This window comes from Pseudomonas sp. X10 (genome assembly GCF_054889225.1).
Genome location: NZ_CM142677.1, coordinates 3,229,169 through 3,245,381, shown reverse-complemented (window position 1 = coordinate 3,245,381; position 16,213 = coordinate 3,229,169). Strand labels below are relative to the sequence as shown.

General features: G+C 61.4%; 14 protein-coding genes. 10 read left to right on the top strand and 4 right to left on the bottom strand.

Annotated features, from left to right (window positions below; all coding sequences use genetic code 11):
• Nucleotides 1-162 precede the first annotated feature (162 nt).
• The 3 genes from ACYU03_RS14785 to ACYU03_RS14775 all read left to right on the top strand — a co-directional run bounded on the left by ACYU03_RS14785 (nt 163) and on the right by ACYU03_RS14775 (nt 3,239).
• Nucleotides 163-735, top strand: coding sequence for a hypothetical protein (locus tag ACYU03_RS14785; protein ID WP_461885329.1), 573 nt, complete (start codon nt 163-165; stop codon nt 733-735).
• 358 nt (nt 736-1,093) lie between these two features.
• Nucleotides 1,094-1,246 (top strand): hypothetical protein, encoded by a 153-nt coding sequence (locus tag ACYU03_RS14780; protein WP_461885328.1) that lies wholly within the window; start codon nt 1,094-1,096, stop codon nt 1,244-1,246.
• A 736-nt stretch (nt 1,247-1,982) separates the two neighbouring features.
• On the top strand, nt 1,983-3,239 hold the full coding sequence (locus tag ACYU03_RS14775) for an HNH endonuclease (RefSeq protein WP_461885327.1): 1,257 nt from the start codon (nt 1,983-1,985) through the stop codon (nt 3,237-3,239).
• A 72-nt stretch (nt 3,240-3,311) separates the two neighbouring features.
• On the opposite strand, the gene tynA is transcribed toward ACYU03_RS14775, so the two are convergent.
• On the bottom strand, nt 3,312-5,603 hold the full coding sequence (gene tynA, locus ACYU03_RS14770) for a primary-amine oxidase (protein ID WP_461885326.1): 2,292 nt from the start codon (nt 5,601-5,603) through the stop codon (nt 3,312-3,314).
• Between the two features lie 410 nt (nt 5,604-6,013).
• On the opposite strand from tynA, the gene ACYU03_RS14765 reads away from it, so the two are divergent.
• The gene (locus ACYU03_RS14765) at nt 6,014-6,943 is read left to right on the top strand and encodes a helix-turn-helix domain-containing protein (RefSeq protein WP_461885325.1); all 930 of its coding nucleotides are present in this window, start codon (nt 6,014-6,016) and stop codon (nt 6,941-6,943) included.
• Between the two features lie 252 nt (nt 6,944-7,195).
• The gene (locus ACYU03_RS14760) at nt 7,196-8,308 is read left to right on the top strand and encodes an FAD-dependent monooxygenase (protein ID WP_461885324.1); all 1,113 of its coding nucleotides are present in this window, start codon (nt 7,196-7,198) and stop codon (nt 8,306-8,308) included.
• Nucleotides 8,309-8,389: 81 nt separating this feature from the next.
• Here the strand turns inward: ACYU03_RS14760 and ACYU03_RS14755 are convergent, their stop codons facing one another.
• Nucleotides 8,390-8,962, bottom strand: coding sequence for a LuxR C-terminal-related transcriptional regulator (locus ACYU03_RS14755; protein ID WP_461885322.1), 573 nt, complete (start codon nt 8,960-8,962; stop codon nt 8,390-8,392).
• Between the two features lie 149 nt (nt 8,963-9,111).
• Between ACYU03_RS14755 and ACYU03_RS14750 the strand changes: the two genes are divergently transcribed.
• The 5 genes from ACYU03_RS14750 to ACYU03_RS14730 all read left to right on the top strand — a co-directional run bounded on the left by ACYU03_RS14750 (nt 9,112) and on the right by ACYU03_RS14730 (nt 14,042).
• Nucleotides 9,112-10,290 carry an acetyl-CoA acetyltransferase gene (locus ACYU03_RS14750; RefSeq protein WP_461885321.1) on the top strand — a complete coding sequence of 393 codons (1,179 nt, stop codon included), beginning with the start codon at nt 9,112-9,114 and terminating at the stop codon, nt 10,288-10,290.
• 2 nt (nt 10,291-10,292) lie between these two features.
• Entirely contained in the window at nt 10,293-11,834 is a 1,542-nt protein-coding gene (locus ACYU03_RS14745; protein ID WP_461885320.1) for a class I adenylate-forming enzyme family protein, read from the top strand.
• 52 nt (nt 11,835-11,886) lie between these two features.
• Nucleotides 11,887-13,239: an MFS transporter gene (locus ACYU03_RS14740; RefSeq protein WP_461885319.1), complete on the top strand. Its 1,353-nt coding sequence runs from the start codon at nt 11,887-11,889 to the stop codon at nt 13,237-13,239.
• A 114-nt stretch (nt 13,240-13,353) separates the two neighbouring features.
• Nucleotides 13,354-13,857, top strand: coding sequence for a DUF2199 domain-containing protein (locus ACYU03_RS14735; protein WP_461885318.1), 504 nt, complete (start codon nt 13,354-13,356; stop codon nt 13,855-13,857).
• Nucleotides 13,749-14,042 (top strand): TPM domain-containing protein, encoded by a 294-nt coding sequence (locus ACYU03_RS14730; protein WP_461885317.1) that lies wholly within the window; start codon nt 13,749-13,751, stop codon nt 14,040-14,042. Before ACYU03_RS14735 ends, ACYU03_RS14730 begins: the two co-directional genes overlap by 109 nt.
• Here the strand turns inward: ACYU03_RS14730 and ACYU03_RS14725 are convergent.
• Nucleotides 13,998-15,293, bottom strand: a complete 1,296-nt coding sequence (locus tag ACYU03_RS14725; protein ID WP_461885316.1) for an MFS transporter — start codon at nt 15,291-15,293, stop codon at nt 13,998-14,000. The genes ACYU03_RS14730 and ACYU03_RS14725 overlap by 45 nt on opposite strands.
• Before the next feature lie 39 nt (nt 15,294-15,332).
• Nucleotides 15,333-16,190, bottom strand: coding sequence for a sugar phosphate isomerase/epimerase family protein (locus tag ACYU03_RS14720; RefSeq protein WP_461885315.1), 858 nt, complete (start codon nt 16,188-16,190; stop codon nt 15,333-15,335).
• Nucleotides 16,191-16,213: the final 23 nt, after the last annotated feature.

Sequence of the window (16,213 nt, the reverse complement as noted above, 5' to 3'; positions counted from 1 at the left end):
ACTATCTACAAGCTGTAACACGGAAACTTTTCTCGCAGTAACGGCAAAATGATACTAAGGTTGACTAGGGCGTATTTTATGGAAACGCCCTGATGCTTGGCTGAGAAAGCTGACGAACGGCTAGCGGATGATGGATGCTATCAGCATCCAAGAAGGTGCTCAGTGACTGGAATACTCGGCAGCCAGATAACCGCCGTATCTAACGAGGGCCTGATTCTCTTCGCCTTGATGACGTTGACGAATTTATTTCTCACCATGGCGAACGTTATAAGTTGGACGATTGGTAAGGTGACCAGCTTTTTTGCCAACAATGTCGTTGACTCAGTTTTCCGTCAGTCGACGGACTCTGCTGACAGAGCACATAAAAGAAGTGAGGCTAAGGACTTCATCACGGATGAACTTGGCACCGGCAGGCCTTTAGGGCAACTGGTCGGATTGATTGAGCGACAACTTTACATCTATGCGCTGCTTCGGGGCGTGCCGGACATAATAGTGGCTACCCTGCTGTTCAAGGCTTTTCAGCTCTGGTTGGAAGCGAGGTATCTGAGGCTCCCCTTTGAGGAAAGGCTCCTCCTTTCTTCCGGTAAAAGAACGCTTTGCATTTCTCATTACTACTGTTATGCCATGGGGAACTTTATCTCGCTGATGTGGGCGCTAACTATCTGTGAGACCTGGATCTATATTGCTGCTAATACAACCGTATGCATTAGGTTCATGAGTTGGATAGTGGCGTAGGATAGCTTGCTTCATACCCTCTTCAGGTTTACCGATAGTCCAGCGTGGCCCCATGGCAGAAAAGGTTGAGGATTCTGCTGGGGCTTAGCGGACTGCAAAACCGATGAAATCTTCAGACTTTCCTTATTCCTTGTAGTCCATTTCCCAATCATGCTTTTACCGTTGCGGCAGTATTCATCCGGTCCTGTCAAAACCGGTCGTGAGTGTTGTTCTGCGTGTGTCGCTTTATGGCGGCTGTGCGTGGGGCACCCTCGTGTGCGCCGAGTTCCAATACTCTCAGTCTGTCAACCCGCGTACAGCTGCCACCTTCTCGTTTGACAGCAGGGCCGTGGCGGTTCCACCAGTATTGGGGGTTGCTATGTTAAAGACCGTCCCCGACCCACCATGCATCCCAAAAGACACCAACGTCACCCTCGAAGACCTCCTTATCCAGACCTCCGAATACCTGGTCTGCGCCCTGACCCCACCCCAAACCCTCAAGCCAGGTTTTCACCCTGGCGACGATGCATGAGATCGACAACTCCCGGAGCCTGGTCGAGATGGCATTGAGCAAGGTGCAGTTGCATCACTGACCCATCTTTGCCAGTTAAGTGATTGGGAGCGGGTGCTGCATTCGGTGGGTAAGCACGGGTCTGTCCACTGGCTTGCCAGCGAAAGGACCGCTGCAAGCAGTACCTGCGCAAGGCGAGGACTTTGTCCTCGATCGCAGGCTTCGCCTGCTCCTACAGAGGGTGCGGCGACCGCAAAAATTGAGGTATGCAGGGGACAGACAGGGAGTAATGCATGAGCGAAAAATCCGATACGACGGAATCCACGGTCACGACACCCCTCAAGCCTGTCGGCATCGGCAGTTTTGGCGAGGGCGTTGGCGGTTGAATAGATGACCGCCTGCTCCGCGTTACGCCAGAGCATGACGTGGGCTATGCCCGCGACATGCTGCCGATGTTTGGCGTGATTGCGGGCACCCAGGTGTATGTGGGGCTCAGTGAACTGGCGTTCTGTTTTTTCGGAAAGTGAACACGCGCTCTTGCACGTCAATCGGCATCCAACAGCAACAATGTCCTGACATGGGGGGTGGAGAATGAGAATGGTCCGGGATGATCAAGCCGCTTTTTCATTCTGCGGCTTACGTGCAACCGCTCGCTCGAGCGATCATTGTATTGCGTTTACGTAACATCTTGTATAAAAGACTTCCCTATGGACCAATGGCATATCGCCATAGAAACTCGTCAAGGGGATCGTAGTGTATGGCTGTCTGGGTGATTGCTGCTGGTGGCTTGAACGACCCCACTGCTATTGAAAACTACGATAAAACGCTGACTGCACCCATCTCACAGGTTCGCCTTCAGGCACTTCCCCCACAGGTTACGGTGCCACAGGGCGATCTCTATGCATGGGGTTTTCCCAAAACGGCAAAGGGCGGGAATGAACGGAAGTTCGATGAGATCGCGGTAGGAGACATCTGTTTTTTCTGTACGACGCGTTGTGAAGGGCCTAAGGCGTCCTGGACGAATGCCTATCGCTGGGTGGCCAAGGTCTCTGGTCTGTTCAGGAAACCCGACGCTGCGGCAGTGTCCAGGGCATTCTGGGATTCGGACGATTTTTTTCCCTACCTGCTGGAGCGCCCAATCCCTATCGACGTTTCATTCCAGGCATTCAGCAAGGAAATCAATCCTGCTGGGATTCACTACGCGCGCAGTCCCCAGAACTCAACGAAGTTGGTGGATCCGGCAAAGCTGCGGAATGTGATTGACCGTTATGGCTCCGTCGACAACTGGGCTGAAGATTACATGGCTCGTTTGGCACAGGCCAGCCTCGCAGGTAATGAGCGCACGAGGCGCGCTCTGGAATACACGTCCCGACTTCCAGCCATGCGCCATTGGTTGATTGCCTTGGCCAAGGCTCATGGCACTGTCTCTTACATGGAGATAGCGGAAGTTTTTGGCATTACCGACAGGTTCACACTCGAACATAGTATGGAGCTGTTAGCAGAGCAGGCATTAGCGCTCAATGAACCGATTATTACGGCGTTGATAATAGGGACCCGCGAAGAGAGTTCATCTGATGGCTTGCCAAAGTTTGGCATCGAGGATGAGGAGCGTGAGCGACTGAAACTCTATGCGTACTGGTCCGACAAAGAGTTCCTTCTGCAACCAGCCGTTCAAGGCGAGTCGCTGGAAGCGAAGGCGGCCAGGTTTGCCTGCGTGGAGATACGTCCAGACCAGGCCGCGTTCAGGCGCAAGGTATTCACGGCCTTCGGCGGCCGTTGTGCGATCAGCGGCTGTGCAGTTGAGCGGGCGCTCGACGCCGCACATCGTCACGGTAAGAAGTGGCGACAGGGTGATAACAACGCGAGTGATGGCCTGCTGCTGCGCAAGGACTTGCATGCCCTGTACGACTCGCATTTGCTGACCATTTCCGAGGACGGGCTGATAGGGCTTGCCGAAGACGTTGTTGACTACTACACCGAATTCAATGGCAGAAAGGTCGCGATGCTGGAGTAAGCGGCGTCAGACCAATCAACAATATAAAAGAAAGGCGGCCTGGGATGACCAGGCCGCCTTTCTCACATCCGCTTACTCGCTACTCACCTTCGCCCCCAACGTCGGCGTCTCATCAAAGAAATTCCAAGGCTTCATCAACACATGCACCCATTCGGTCGGCATGATCGGCCACTCTTCGGCCCGGGCCACGTGGGTGGTGCCGGTGGTCAGCCAGACCACGTTGTCGGTGTTCTCGATCGACTGGTCATCCTGGGTGAATTGCCCCAGCCCGGTGTCTTTGTCCGAGCGGTTGGGGTAGCGGCCTTCAGGGAAGCGCTCGTCACGGTCGTAGCGGGTCACCCACAGTTGCTTGTCCATGAAGCTCAGGCGGTGGTACAGCCACTCATCCGAGCCGAAGTTGGCGCCCTTGGCCACAGGGTGGGTGCCGCCGGCATAGGGGATCAGTTGGTACGAGACGGGGTTGCCGACTTTGTTTTCCTTGCCCGGGTTGCTCAGCAGGCGGATGGTGCCGGGGTCGAATTTCTGTGCGGCCTGCTGCTCGTGGGTGACGGTGCGCTGTTCGGTGCGCATGGTGCTGGTGCGCGGGCCGCCGCTGTCGTTCTTGGCGACCACGGGGTTGATCTCGACCAGGGAGTTGTTCTCACCGTCGACGTCCAGGTCGAGGCGGAAGTTGTAGATGTGCTGGTGAGTGGTGCCGACGATGTTGTGGTCGATCAGGGTGCCGAAGCGGGTGTCGTGTTCGGCGCTGTGGTCATGCATGGTGCTGGCCTGCACGCCCTTGACCGCTTCGATGCCAGTGGCGCCGGCGTCGATGCCGATGGTGCCGTTCTGGTGGAAGACCCAGTCGAAAATGTAGTCGTAGTTGCCAACGGTGCTGATCCAGCGCACCACCAGTTCGCGGCGCTCGCTGCTGACGTTGGGACGGCCCAGCTCTTGGTGCTTGTACTCGGGGCCGGCGTAGCGCTCGAAGATGGCCATGGCCCGCGGGATGGTGGTCGGCTCGCCGTTGTAGTCGGCGATGGTGGCGTCGAGCAGCACGGCGTTCTGCGGGGCGTCCTTGCCACGCTCGATCGGCGAGGTGAGGGTGCCCATGCCGTAGTCGCCGGAGTCGAGGTAGGCCTTGAAGTACCAGCCCACGTCCGGGTCGCCGTACGGCACGATCATGCCGCCGAGGTTGCCTTCGTACATGATCTTGCGTTTGACGCCTTTATCGTTGTAGGTGACGGTCGACAGCACCGGGCCGACGCGTGAGTCCAGGCGCAGGTGCAGGTCCCAGTTTTGCCACTGGATGCTGTTGCCGGCGATGGTGTAGTTCTTGCCTTCGGGTTCGAGGATCTCCAGCGGCTTGAGCGGCTGTTGCTGGCGGTCACGGCCGTCGTACGGGCGCGGTGCGAGGGGGACGGGGACGACGCCGGCGTCTTCGATCTTGATCACGGCCTTCTGTTCGAGGTCGACCACCGCCACGAGGTTTTCGATCGGGTGGGCCCAATAGTTGCCATCGCCCACGTCTTGGTAGCTGACCACCTTGAGCAGGCGCTTGTCTTGCTGCAGGCCATCCTTGCCGTCGAAGTAGCCGACGGTCAGTGGTGTGGTGATGACCTTCTTGATGTCGGTGATGCCGCGCTTGGCCACGGCCTGGGCGAACTCAGGGCTGCTCTCGATGATCGATTGTACGGCGACGAAGTCGTCCAGCAGGACCATGCCGTGGGCGCCTTTGACCGGTGTCCAGGACAGCACCTCGGCACTGTTAAGGTCGACCAGTGCTTCGATCACGTGCTTGCCGTCGAGCACCGCCACGGCTGCCTGGCGCGGCGCGGTGACGGGGGCGCCGGTGAGGGCGAAGTTCCATACCTGGGCCTTCTCTGGCTCGTGCAGGGAAACCTGGGTGAAGCGCAGGTTCGGTTGGTCCTTGTGGGCGGCCTTGATGGCGTTGACGGCGCGCTTGATCTCGTCGGCAGTCAGCGGGTTGAGCGGGTGGGGGCGGGTTTCGAGGACGAAGGTCTTGTCCAGGCCGGATTGGAACACCTGGTTGATGAAGCCCTTGCCCATGTAGGCCGTGTCGCCCTTGAATACCACCGGCACTTCGAGCTCCACGCGCTTGCCGTTGAGTTGCGCGGTGTGGGCCTTGGGTTTGACCTTGACGAAGGCACCGTCCTTGGCAATGACGAAGACGTCGGCGTAGTCGTCCCATTTCACGGTGGCACCAAAGGCTTCGAGAGTCGATTGCAGGGGCACCATCTCTGCTGCGCCACCGTGGGCCAGGGCATCGGGCATCAGGCCGGGTACGGCCTGGGTCGCCAACGACACCGCCAGGGCCAGGCCGGTGAAGGTTTTACGATGGCGCCTGTTGAATGAACTGAACATTGCGAAGTTCCTCGAAGTAACCGGCGTTTGTTATTGCCTGGTTCTTTTGGTAACGAGCGGAAAATTTGCTTTTGTTTTTCTGCCAGGTTTTTTTGTTTCTCTGCCAACCAGGCGGGGCGGCTGGGTTAATTGCCGGGCCCCGTTGTGACGAATAAATACTAAGTGCCGGTCAACCGGGTCGAGTAACACAAATCGGCAATTGATGAAGTGTGAAACTTCATTCATTTGAGGTGCTGCCCAATGCCCTGCGCTAGTGCGTTTGCTGCTGCAAAACGGTGCTATCCGTGGGGGCGCCGAAGGGGCTGACGAAGATGCCGGCGGCTGTCGAGGCTGGTGGCGGGCGAGGGCGGTTGGCGCGCATCTTGCTCGGCATTGTCCACCGCGTTCCCATTGCCCTTCCGAGCCCCAGCATGCGCCATACCTTCCACAGCACTGATATCCATGAGCACGCCGGCGCCTTGCCGGGTTGGCAGCAGCGTTACGACCAGCTCAGTCGCGGCAAGCTCGATGGCAGCTTGTCGTTGACCGAGGTCGCTGGCGTGTCGGTGTTCCGCGAGCGCCTGAACCAATCGGCGGTGCAGCACATGCGTTTGCCGGAGGGCGCGGTGAACGTCATCCTGCCGCTGTCTTGGCAGCATGCCGAGGAAGACCTGTCCAGCGATACCCTGGCGTTCATGCCCAGCCAGGGCGAGTTTTCCATTGTCAGTCCGGCGGACATGGACGTGCTGTGCCTGTCCATCGGCATCGAGGCGCTGCGCCCGCTGGCCAGCGAGTCGGCCTTCGAGCGCCTGGGCGCACGTGAGACATTGCAGTCCATCAGGCTTTCGCACCAGCGGAAGGCCCATGCCTTGACGGCTCTGCTGGCGTTGCTCGATGGGCCTCAGGAGGGCGCCCGGGCCGAGGCTAACGCCCAGGAGGTGATGCTGCTGGCGGCGGACTGGCTGGAGGCGCTCGAGGATGAGCCGCGAGCGCTGCCCTGTGTGAGCACCCGGCGTTATATCGTCAACCGCTGTCACCAATGGTTGCTGGAGGAGCCCGACAGTGCCCTGAGCGTGATCGACCTGTGCAAGCGGCTGAAAGTGTCGCGGCGTACGCTGCAATACAGTTTCCAGTCGATTGCCGGGGTGACGCCGGTGCAGTACTTGCGTTCGGTGAGGTTGAATGGCGCCCGGCGGGTGATCAGGGAGCGGCCACTGGCGAATATTTCCGATATTGCGGCGAGTTGGGGTTTTTCACATACCAGTTACTTCAGTCTGGAATATCAGAAGTTGTTTGGCGAGTTGCCTTCGGCAATGCGCAAGTTGCTGGGCGAGGTGCAGAGTTGGAGGGCTGTGGTTTAAGTACGTAGTGAAAGCCCCATCATCAAACGACGTGATCGCATCATGCTGGCCATTACCGTACAGGACACTAGAGCAGTTCAGCAGAGACCCAGCAGTGACATCTTGCCCCTTCGGGTAGTACCGAGATAGGGAGAAACATCATGATTACTGGCGCAGGAGATTGTGGCAAGCTCTGCCTGATTGGCTCTCTGTGGGTGGAGCTCCTGGGGTTCACCCGCTGCTTAATGAACGAAGAAGCGGATAGGCATTTAAATGAGAATTTTGATTGTCGGCGGCGGCGTTGCGGGGCTGTCGTTAGCCATTGCTTTAGAGCAGCGTGGTATCAAGGCGGACGTAGTGGAACAGCAAGCGAGCACGTCGCCCTCTGGAACCGGGCTGTATCTGCCAGGTAACGCGGCGCGTGCCATTGAACATCTTGGCCTGTTAGAGCGCGTGCGCGAGAAGGCCGTCCCAATCGAGAATCAGCGCATCCTCGACAGCCAGGGCCGGCAACTGAGTAATACCCGCACGAGGGATGTATGGGCAGCATGTGGCCCATGCCTTTCCCTTCCGCACGCCACGTTCCATGGCATGTTGCGCAGCGCCCTGGGTGACATCAAGGTTCGCTCTGCCATGTCCATCAACGCCATCAATCAATCAGCCGGACAGTGCGAGGTCGTATTCACCGATGGCACATCAGATGTGTATGACCTGGTCGTCGGTGCGGACGGCATCAATTCCGTCGTACGCAAGATCGCTTTCCCGCAGGTTGTACCGCAGTACACCGGCCAGGTCTGTTGGCGCTTTATCACGCAGAACATTTCTTCTGTAGATTGCTGGACCGCGATGCTTGGAGATGGCTGCACGCTTCTGGCTATTCCCGTGAGTCCCGGTGAAGCATACGTCTATGCGGATGTTACGTTGCCCGCGAGTGCGGACCCTGAGTCGCTTAGACATAACGGCCTCGCAACGCTGTACCAAGGATTCGCATCGCCTGTGTTGCCCCTTGTCGAAAAGGCGTCAGATAGCGCACACATTCATTTTGGGCGCATTGGCCAGGTCGTGATGGATAACTGGGTTCACGGACGTGTCGTACTCATCGGCGATGCTGCCCACGCTTCGTCGCCAAGCATGGCGGAAGGCGCGGGCATGGCGATGGAGGATGCGTGGGTGCTAGCCCAGGCGCTTGCGACAGAGGTCAGCCTGGACGCTGCACTGTCCTTCTATACAGCTAGACGCCAGCCCCGGGTGCGCTGGGTTCAACGACAGTGTGCCGCCAGGGACAAGATGCGTACACTGCCCGCACTGGCCCGCACCGGTATCCTCAGGTTCTTTGGTGACAGGTTATACAGGCGCAGCTATGGGCCGTTGCTTGCCCCGGTGTAGAGCGTTGATAGTTGTTCGCCGCTATGCTGAGACCGCCGTCATCGGCTTGCTTGTGAGTACCTAACGAGCAGCGCGCGGCCCTCAATTCAACACAATGATCTTCGACACCAGCTCCGCGCTGTTCTTCGCCTGCAGCTTCTTCATCAGCCGCGCCCGGTGCACCTCCACCGTGCGGTGCGAGATGTTCAGTTTCCTGCCGATTTCCTTGCAGGTCAGCCCGTTGACGATATGCGCGGAGATCTCGCGCTCGCGTGGCGTGAGGTTGACCGTGGGCCGGAACACCCGGTCCATGCGTTCGAAGTGCCAGACCATCAGTTGGAACGGGTCTTCCGGGGTCAGGGTGTAGCCATTGGCCCGAGCCCAGAACACTTCACCGCTGTGGTGCTGCATGAAGCGTTCGTCGGAGTAGGCGCCGTTCTTGGCGTGGCGTAGCCAGCTCAGGCTGCGTTCGCCGATGGCCTGGTAGTCGGCCTGGGAGGGGTAGAGCTTGAGAATCAGTTCGCCGATCAGCTCTTCGCGCTCGAAACCGAACAGGCTCTGGAAGGCTTCGTTGAGGTCGAGGATGCGGCGGTTGCCGGTGATCACCTGGGGCGCGGGGGAGACTTGAAACGCCAGGCGTTCGAGGTCTTGCAGTTGACGTGAAGGGTCGCTCATCGGGGCAGGCCTGGCGTGTTCTTGTTCTGGTGTCCGATAGAGTATCCACCCATCGGGCTACTCATCCCTATACGTAGTTGCACGAATAGCGAGGGCGCGCAGTGGTGGGCCATTGTAGGTCACGCCTGTTCAACAAGAAGGATAAAACAATGGCTGCCGACTCTGTAAGCATCGTTGCCGCTGCCCATACACGCTTCGGCCGCTTGGCCGATGCCACGTTCGAAGACCTTGTCGTCGAGGTGACTCGCGCCGCGCTGGCCGAGGCGCAGGTCGAGGCGTCGCAGATCGACGCGTTGTTCCTCGGGCACTTCAATTCCGGCCTGGTGCCGGATGGTTTTCCCGCATCCCTGATGCTGCAGGCCGACCCGGCCCTGCGCTTCACGCCGGCCACCCGCTGCGAGAACGCCTGCGCCTCGGGCGCGGCGGCGATCCAGGCGGGCATCCAGGCGATTCAATCGGGCGCGGCCGAGCTGGTGCTGGTGGTGGGCGCGGAGAAGATGACGTCCAACAGCACCCCCGAGGTGACCCGGGCCTTGGCCGGCGCAGGCTACCAGCACGATGCGGAGGAGGCGGGGCTGAGCTTCCCGCAGTTGTTCGGCCTGGCGGCTGCGCAGTACGCCCAGCGCTATCAGAGCCCGTTCTCGGCCATGGCCGCCATCGCTGTGAAGAACCACGCCAACGCCTTGGCCAATCCCCTGGCGCAGATGCATAGGGCAATGAGCTTCGAGCACTGCAATACAGTCTCCGAAAGTAACCCATACATTGCCGAGCCCTTGCGCATGACCGACTGTTCGCTGATCACCGACGGTGCAGCCGCCATCGTGCTGGCCTCACCCGAGCGCGCCCGCCAGTTCAGCAAGGCTGTGCAGATCCGCAGCATGGTTCAGGTCAACGACTTTCTGCCGCTGTCCAAGCGCGATGTGCTGGCGTTCGAGGGGCCGCGCCGGGCGATCCGCTCGGCCTTGGACAAAGCGCAGGTGACGTTGGATGACCTGGACTTCGCCGAGGTGCACGACTGCTTTACCATCGCCGAACTGCTGATCTACGAGGCCATGGGCCTGGCGCCGCAAGGGCAGGGGCATCGGGCGCTGGAGGAGGGCATCGTGCAGGCCGGCGGCAAGCTGCCGGTGAACCTCTCGGGCGGGCTCAAGGCCAAGGGGCATCCAGTTGGAGCAACGGGCGTGTCGATGCATGCGCTGGCGTTCCGTCAGCTGACCGCAGAGCCGATCGGCCTGGCGGTGCCGGGCGCCGAGTTTGGCTTGCTGTTCAACATGGGCGGCATGGCCGTTGCCAACTACGCCTCGGTGCTGCAAGCGCGGAGGGCGTGAGCATGAACATTGCCAATTGGTTGCACGCTGCTGCGCAGCGTTGGCCTGAGCGTCCGGCGTTGTTCGAGGGGGCGCGTCAGGTGGCCGACTACCGCGGCTTCGCTGACCGCGTGCGAGGGTTGGCGTGGACGCTCAGCCACGAACACGACGTCCAGCCGGGTGACCGTGTCGCGTTGTTCATGAAGAACTGCTGCGAATACCTGGAGCTGCTCTACGCCGTGTGGTGGATCGGGGCCGTGGCGGTGCCGGTCAACTGCAAGCTGCATCGCAGCGAGGCGAGCTGGATCGTCGATAACGCCGAGGCGCGGGTGATCTTCACCGACGATGGTCAGGTGTTCGCCGCGGGTGAGTTGGCGCGGGATTGCCACGAGCTGGCCGGGTGTGGCCAGCGGAGCACAGTGGGCGGGCAGTTGGATGCGCTGGCGGCCCCGTACAGCTGCCACGGCGATCACCTGGCCTGGTTGTTCTACACCTCGGGCACGACTGGGCGCTCCAAGGGCGTGATGCTGTCCCATGGCAACCTGGTGGCGATGTCCCAGTGCTACCCCATCGATGTCGACAGCGTCAGCGGCAAGGACGCGGTGCTGTACGCCGCACCCATGTCCCATGGCGCCGGGCTCTACAACTTCATCCATGTGCGTGTCGGTGCCCGGCACGTGGTGCCGGAGTCCCGTGGATTCAACGCCAGCGAGATGTTCGAGCTCGCCAGTCGGCTGGGCGACGTCAGCCTGTTCGCCGCGCCGACCATGGTCAAGCGCATGGTCGAACAGGCGCGCCTGGTGGGTTATGCCGGCGAGGGCATCCGCACCATCGTCTACGGCGGCGCGCCCATGTACCTGGCCGACCTGCAGGACGCGCTGGACACCTTCGGCCCACGCTTGGTGCAGATCTACGGCCAGGGCGAGAGTCCGATGACCATCAGCGCGCTGCCCCGTGAACTGGTCGCCGGACGTGAGCGGCCGGACTGGGCGCGCCTGGCCTCCTCGGTCGGGGTGGCGCAGTCCTGCGTGGAGTTGCGGGTGCTGGACGCCCAGCGCCGCCCGCTCGCCGCCGGGCAACCCGGCGAAGTCGCCGTGCGTGGGCCGACGGTGATGCGTGGCTACTGGCGCAACGAAGCCGCCACCGGCGAGGCCTTGGTCGATGGTTGGCTGCTCACCGGCGACATCGGTTACCTCGACGCCCAGGGCTACCTGACCCTCACCGACCGCAGCAAGGACGTGATCATCTCCGGTGGCAGCAACGTGTATCCCCGCGAGGTGGAGGAGGTGCTGGCGTTGCACCCGCAGGTGTTCGAGGTCTGCGTGGTGGGCGAGGCGGATGCGCAGTGGGGCGAGTCGGTGGTGGCCTTCGTCGTCCCCCGTGGCGACAGCCTGTTGGACGAGCGCGTGCTGGCTGCCTGGTTCGTCGAGCGCATGGCCTCGTTCAAGAAGCCGAAGAAGTACGTGTTCCTGCCCGAGCTGCCGAAGAACAGCTACGGCAAGGTGCTCAAGACCGACCTGCGGCACAGGCTGAAGGAAGCCATGGGCACCGCCGCCGCACCCTGAGTGTTTCCCCATGAGTGTCTTCCATCAATAAGAACAAGACAGGAATACCGCTATGGCTACCCAACAGCACAACCCGGCCCGGCAACGTCGGCGAGCTTTTATCGGCGCCACTTCAGGGCACTTGATCGAATGGTACGACTACGGCGTGTACGGCTTTCTGGCGGTGTATATCGGCCAAGCGTTCTTCGTCTCCGATGACCCGACCACCAGCCTGCTCAGCAGCTTCGCCGCCTTCGCCCTGAGCTTTTTCGTCCGCCCCTTGGGCGGGCTGTTCTTCGGGCCTCTGGCGGACAGGATCGGCCGGCGCAAGACGTTGATCACCGTTCTGATCATGATGTCTGGCTCCACTTGCCTGCTGGGCTTGTTGCCGACCTATGCCTCGATCGGTATCGCTGCGCCGATCCTGCTGGTGCTGATCCGCTGCGTGCAGGGCTTCTCTGCCGGGGGTGAGATCGGCACCATCACCAGCTTCATTTCCGAATATGCCGGGCCGGGACGGCGCGGTTTCTCGACCTGCTGGCTGATGGTCACGGCGGTGCTCGGGCTGGTGCTGGGCGGGGTGGTGGCCAACGGCATGACTTGGTGGCTCGGCACCGAGTTGATGCAGGACTGGGCTTGGCGCATTCCCTTCCTGGTGGCCGGGCCCATGGGGCTGATCTCCATGTACATCCGCCTCAAGCTGGAAGACAGCCCGGAGTTTCTCGCCCTGCAGAAGGCCGGAGAAACCTCCAAGGCGCCGCTGCGCGAGGTCTGGCAATGGAAGCGCGCAATCACCCTGGTGTTTTTCATCATCACCCTGCACAGCTCGATCTTCTACCTGGTGCTGACCTTCGCCTCGACCTACATGTCGCGCATCCTCAAATTCGACAGTGGCACCACGCTGCTCTATGTGTTCATTGCCAGCCTCTCGGCCGCCTTCGTCATGCCCTTTGGCGGGATGTTCACCGACCGCTACGGACGCAAGCCCTTCCTGGTGGTGGTCGGGGCCCTGGCGACGCTGGCGATGTTCTGGTTCTTCAAGGCGGCGCCTGGCGCGACACCAGCATCGTTCTTCCTGCCGTTGATGGCCGTGGCGATCCTGTTCGGGCTGTATGCCTCGTCCACCTACGCCACCATGAGCGAACTGCTGCCGACTCGGATCCGTTCCACCGGAATCGCGGTGGCCTACAACATTCCGGTGGCGGTGTTCGGTGGCAGTGCGCCGCTGATTTCCACTTGGTTGATCCAGCAGACGGGGGATATCTCCTCGCCCTGGTACTTCTACATTGGTACCGGGATCGCCTCGCTGATTGCCTTGGTGGTGCTGCGCAAGGAGGACTTCGTGGCCTGTCGCGGCGCCGCCGACGCGCTGGCCGAGCATCCGGAGTCGAATGTCGGCGCAAGGGTGCGGCCGGCGCATAACTGAGTGTGGCGGCCTGGAGGCTGGTCCTGCCCTGCGTCAGCTTCGCGTCGTTGTCTATCGGTGATGCGGTTGAGGTAGGATCAGTGCTCCTTTCCCTTGCTCAAGGACAACTGCTTCATGCCGGGCTTTCACTGTGCCACCTGTGGCGACTATCACCAGGACCTGCCCATGACCTTCGGGGCCTTGGCCCCGGCGGCGTGGTACGCCCTGCCCGAAGGGGAGCGCGAGCAGCGAGCGCAGTTGTCGAGTGACCAGTGCGTCATCGACGATAGCTTGTACTTCCTGCTCGGGCGCCTGGAGATCCCGGTCATCGATGGTGACGAACCCTTCACCTGGCTGACCTGGGTGTGCGTCAGCGAAGCGGACTTCGAGCGTGTTTCCGCACTCTGGGAAAGCCCTGGCCGCGAAACCGAACCACCCTGCGCTGCCACGGTGCAGAGTGCCTTGCCTTATCCCGATGGCACGCTCGACCTGCGCGCGACCCTGCATACCCAACCTGTCGGTGAGCGGCCTTGCGTGTTCCTCGACGACGCCAGCAGCCTGCTCGGCGCGGAGCAGCAGAACGGGATCACCCTGGCGCAGGTCCAGGCCATGGCCGAAATGGCTCTGCATGGGCACTGAGCGCTAACGCTTTCCTGGACCAGCTGTTCCGGGCCTGGAAGCTGGGGCGCCAGACGGTGGACGACGGCATCCTGCTGCTGGTTGCCAAGAACGGCCGCAAGGTGCACATCGAGGTCGGCATTGGCCTATTCGCCGTCCGGTCACGGCTGCAGCGTACGCGCGGGCCCCGGCTGTCCATCCTCTGAGTGGGATGGGGCAGGGGTCAGCAGGCGCATCAGTACCCAGGCCGCCAGGTAGGCACTGGCACAGGCGATGAAGATCAGGTTGTAGCCCAGGTTCAGTTGCTCCAGGGCCTTGTAGTGCTCCAGCACCAGGCCGACGATCAGTGGGAAGATCATTCCGCCCACTGAGCCCGCGGTACCGCCAATGCCCATGACCGAGGCGACTTGGGCCTTCGGGAAGTTGTCCGCGACGGTGGTGAACAGGTTGGCCGACCAGCCCTGGTGAGCGGCAGCGGCCAGGCTTAGCAGAGCGACCATGACCCACATTGTGTCGATGTAACTGGCAAGGGCGATGGGCAGCACCAGCAGCGCCATGACCAGCATCGCCGTGTCGCGGGCCTTGCGCGTCGACCAGCCGGCGCCGATCAGCCGCGACGACAGCCAGCCGCCGAAGATGCTGCCGATGGAGGTGGCGCAATAGACAACCATCAGCGGCAAGCCGAGGTGCTTGAGGTCCAGGTCGAAGCGGCTGGAAAAGTACGACGGCAGCCAGAACAGCATGAACCACCAGATCGGGTCGGTGAGGAACTTACCGGTCACGAATACCCAGGTCGCACGCAGGCGCAGCAGCGTACGCCATTTGACCTTCTCCTGCGGCTCGGGTTGGGCACCCTCGTTGATATGGGTGAGCTCGGCGAGGCTGATGCGGGCGTGCTTGTCCGGAGCCCGGTAGAGCCACTGCCAGAACAGCAACCAGACGAAGCCGGTCAACCCAGTGACGATGAACGCCGCTTCCCAGCCATAGGTCGCCGCTAGCCACGGCACGCAGGCGGGCGCGAGGATGGCGCCGACACTGGTGCCAGAGGTCAGGATGCCGACCGCCAGCGCACGCTCCTTGCGTGGGAACCACTCGGAAACGGCCTTGATCGCCGCCGGGAAGTTGCCTGACTCGCCCAACCCCAGCAGTGCCCGCATGAACAGAAAGCTCAAGGTCGAATGGGCTGCCGCATGGCCAATGGCGGCCAGGCTCCAGACCACGATGCACAGGGCGTAGCCAAGCTTGGTGCCCAGGCGGTCGATCAGCGTGCCAAATACCAGCAGGCCGATGGCGTAGCTGGCCTGGAATACGATCACCAGGTAGCTGTAATCGGTCTCGCTCCAGTGGAACTGCTGCTCCAGCAGTGGCTTGAGCAGGCCGAGAACCTGACGGTCCAGATAGTTGATGGTGGTAGCGAAGAACAGCAGGGCGCAGATCTGCCAGCGGTAGCGGGACATGGGGGCGTTCTCATTCTTGTTGTTGTAAGGAGGGGGTGGTCAGCAGCGTTGTTGCAGGCGTTCGGCACAGGTGCGTAGCACCTCGTCCGGCGCGCGTTGCCACCAGTTGTCGCGGGAGAAGATCTCGACCTCGATGGCGCCTTGGTAACCGGCGGCCTCGACGTCATGGCGCAGGCCGCGCAGGTCGATGACGCCGTCGCCCATCATGCCGCGGTCGAGCAGCAGGTCGCGCGTTGGCACCAGCCAGTCGGACAGGTGCAGGCCGAGAATGCGTTGTTGGCGGCCAGCGCGCTGTACTTGCTCGGCGAGCTTGGGGTCCCACCAGCAGTGGTACGCGTCGATCGCCACGCCCAGGTGCTGGAAGCCGTCCGGCTCCAGGGTGTGGCACAGGTCCAAGGCCTGCTCCAGGGTCGACAGGCAGGAACGGTCCGCGGCGTACATCGGGTGCAGCGGTTCCAAGGCGAGGGCGACGTTGTGCTGGCGGGCATGCTCCAGCAGCAGGGCGACCCCCTCGCTCACCTGACTGCGTGCGGCACTGAGGTCGCGGGAGCCTTCGGGTAGTCCGCCGACCACCATGATGAAACACTCGGCCTGCAGCTCGGCGGCGTCTTCGATGGCCCGGCGATTGTCGGCCAGGGCCGCCTCGAAACCTTCGCGGGTGGCTGCGGGCAGGTAGGTGGAGCGGCAATAGGCGTTGACCTTGAGCCCGCAGTCGCGCAACTGTCGGCGTGTCTGTTTCAGGTCGCAGCCCTGCAGGTCGCGGCGCCAGGGGGCGACGTGGCCGAAGCCGGCGCGGGCGATAAGCTCTAGGGTTTGTCCGATGGGCAGGCGGTGGCCGAGGGTAGCGGTGTTGATCGAGCAACGGTCGAGGCGCTGCTCCAGGGTTGAATAGGTCATGCGGCAGTCACCAGGGCAGGTGG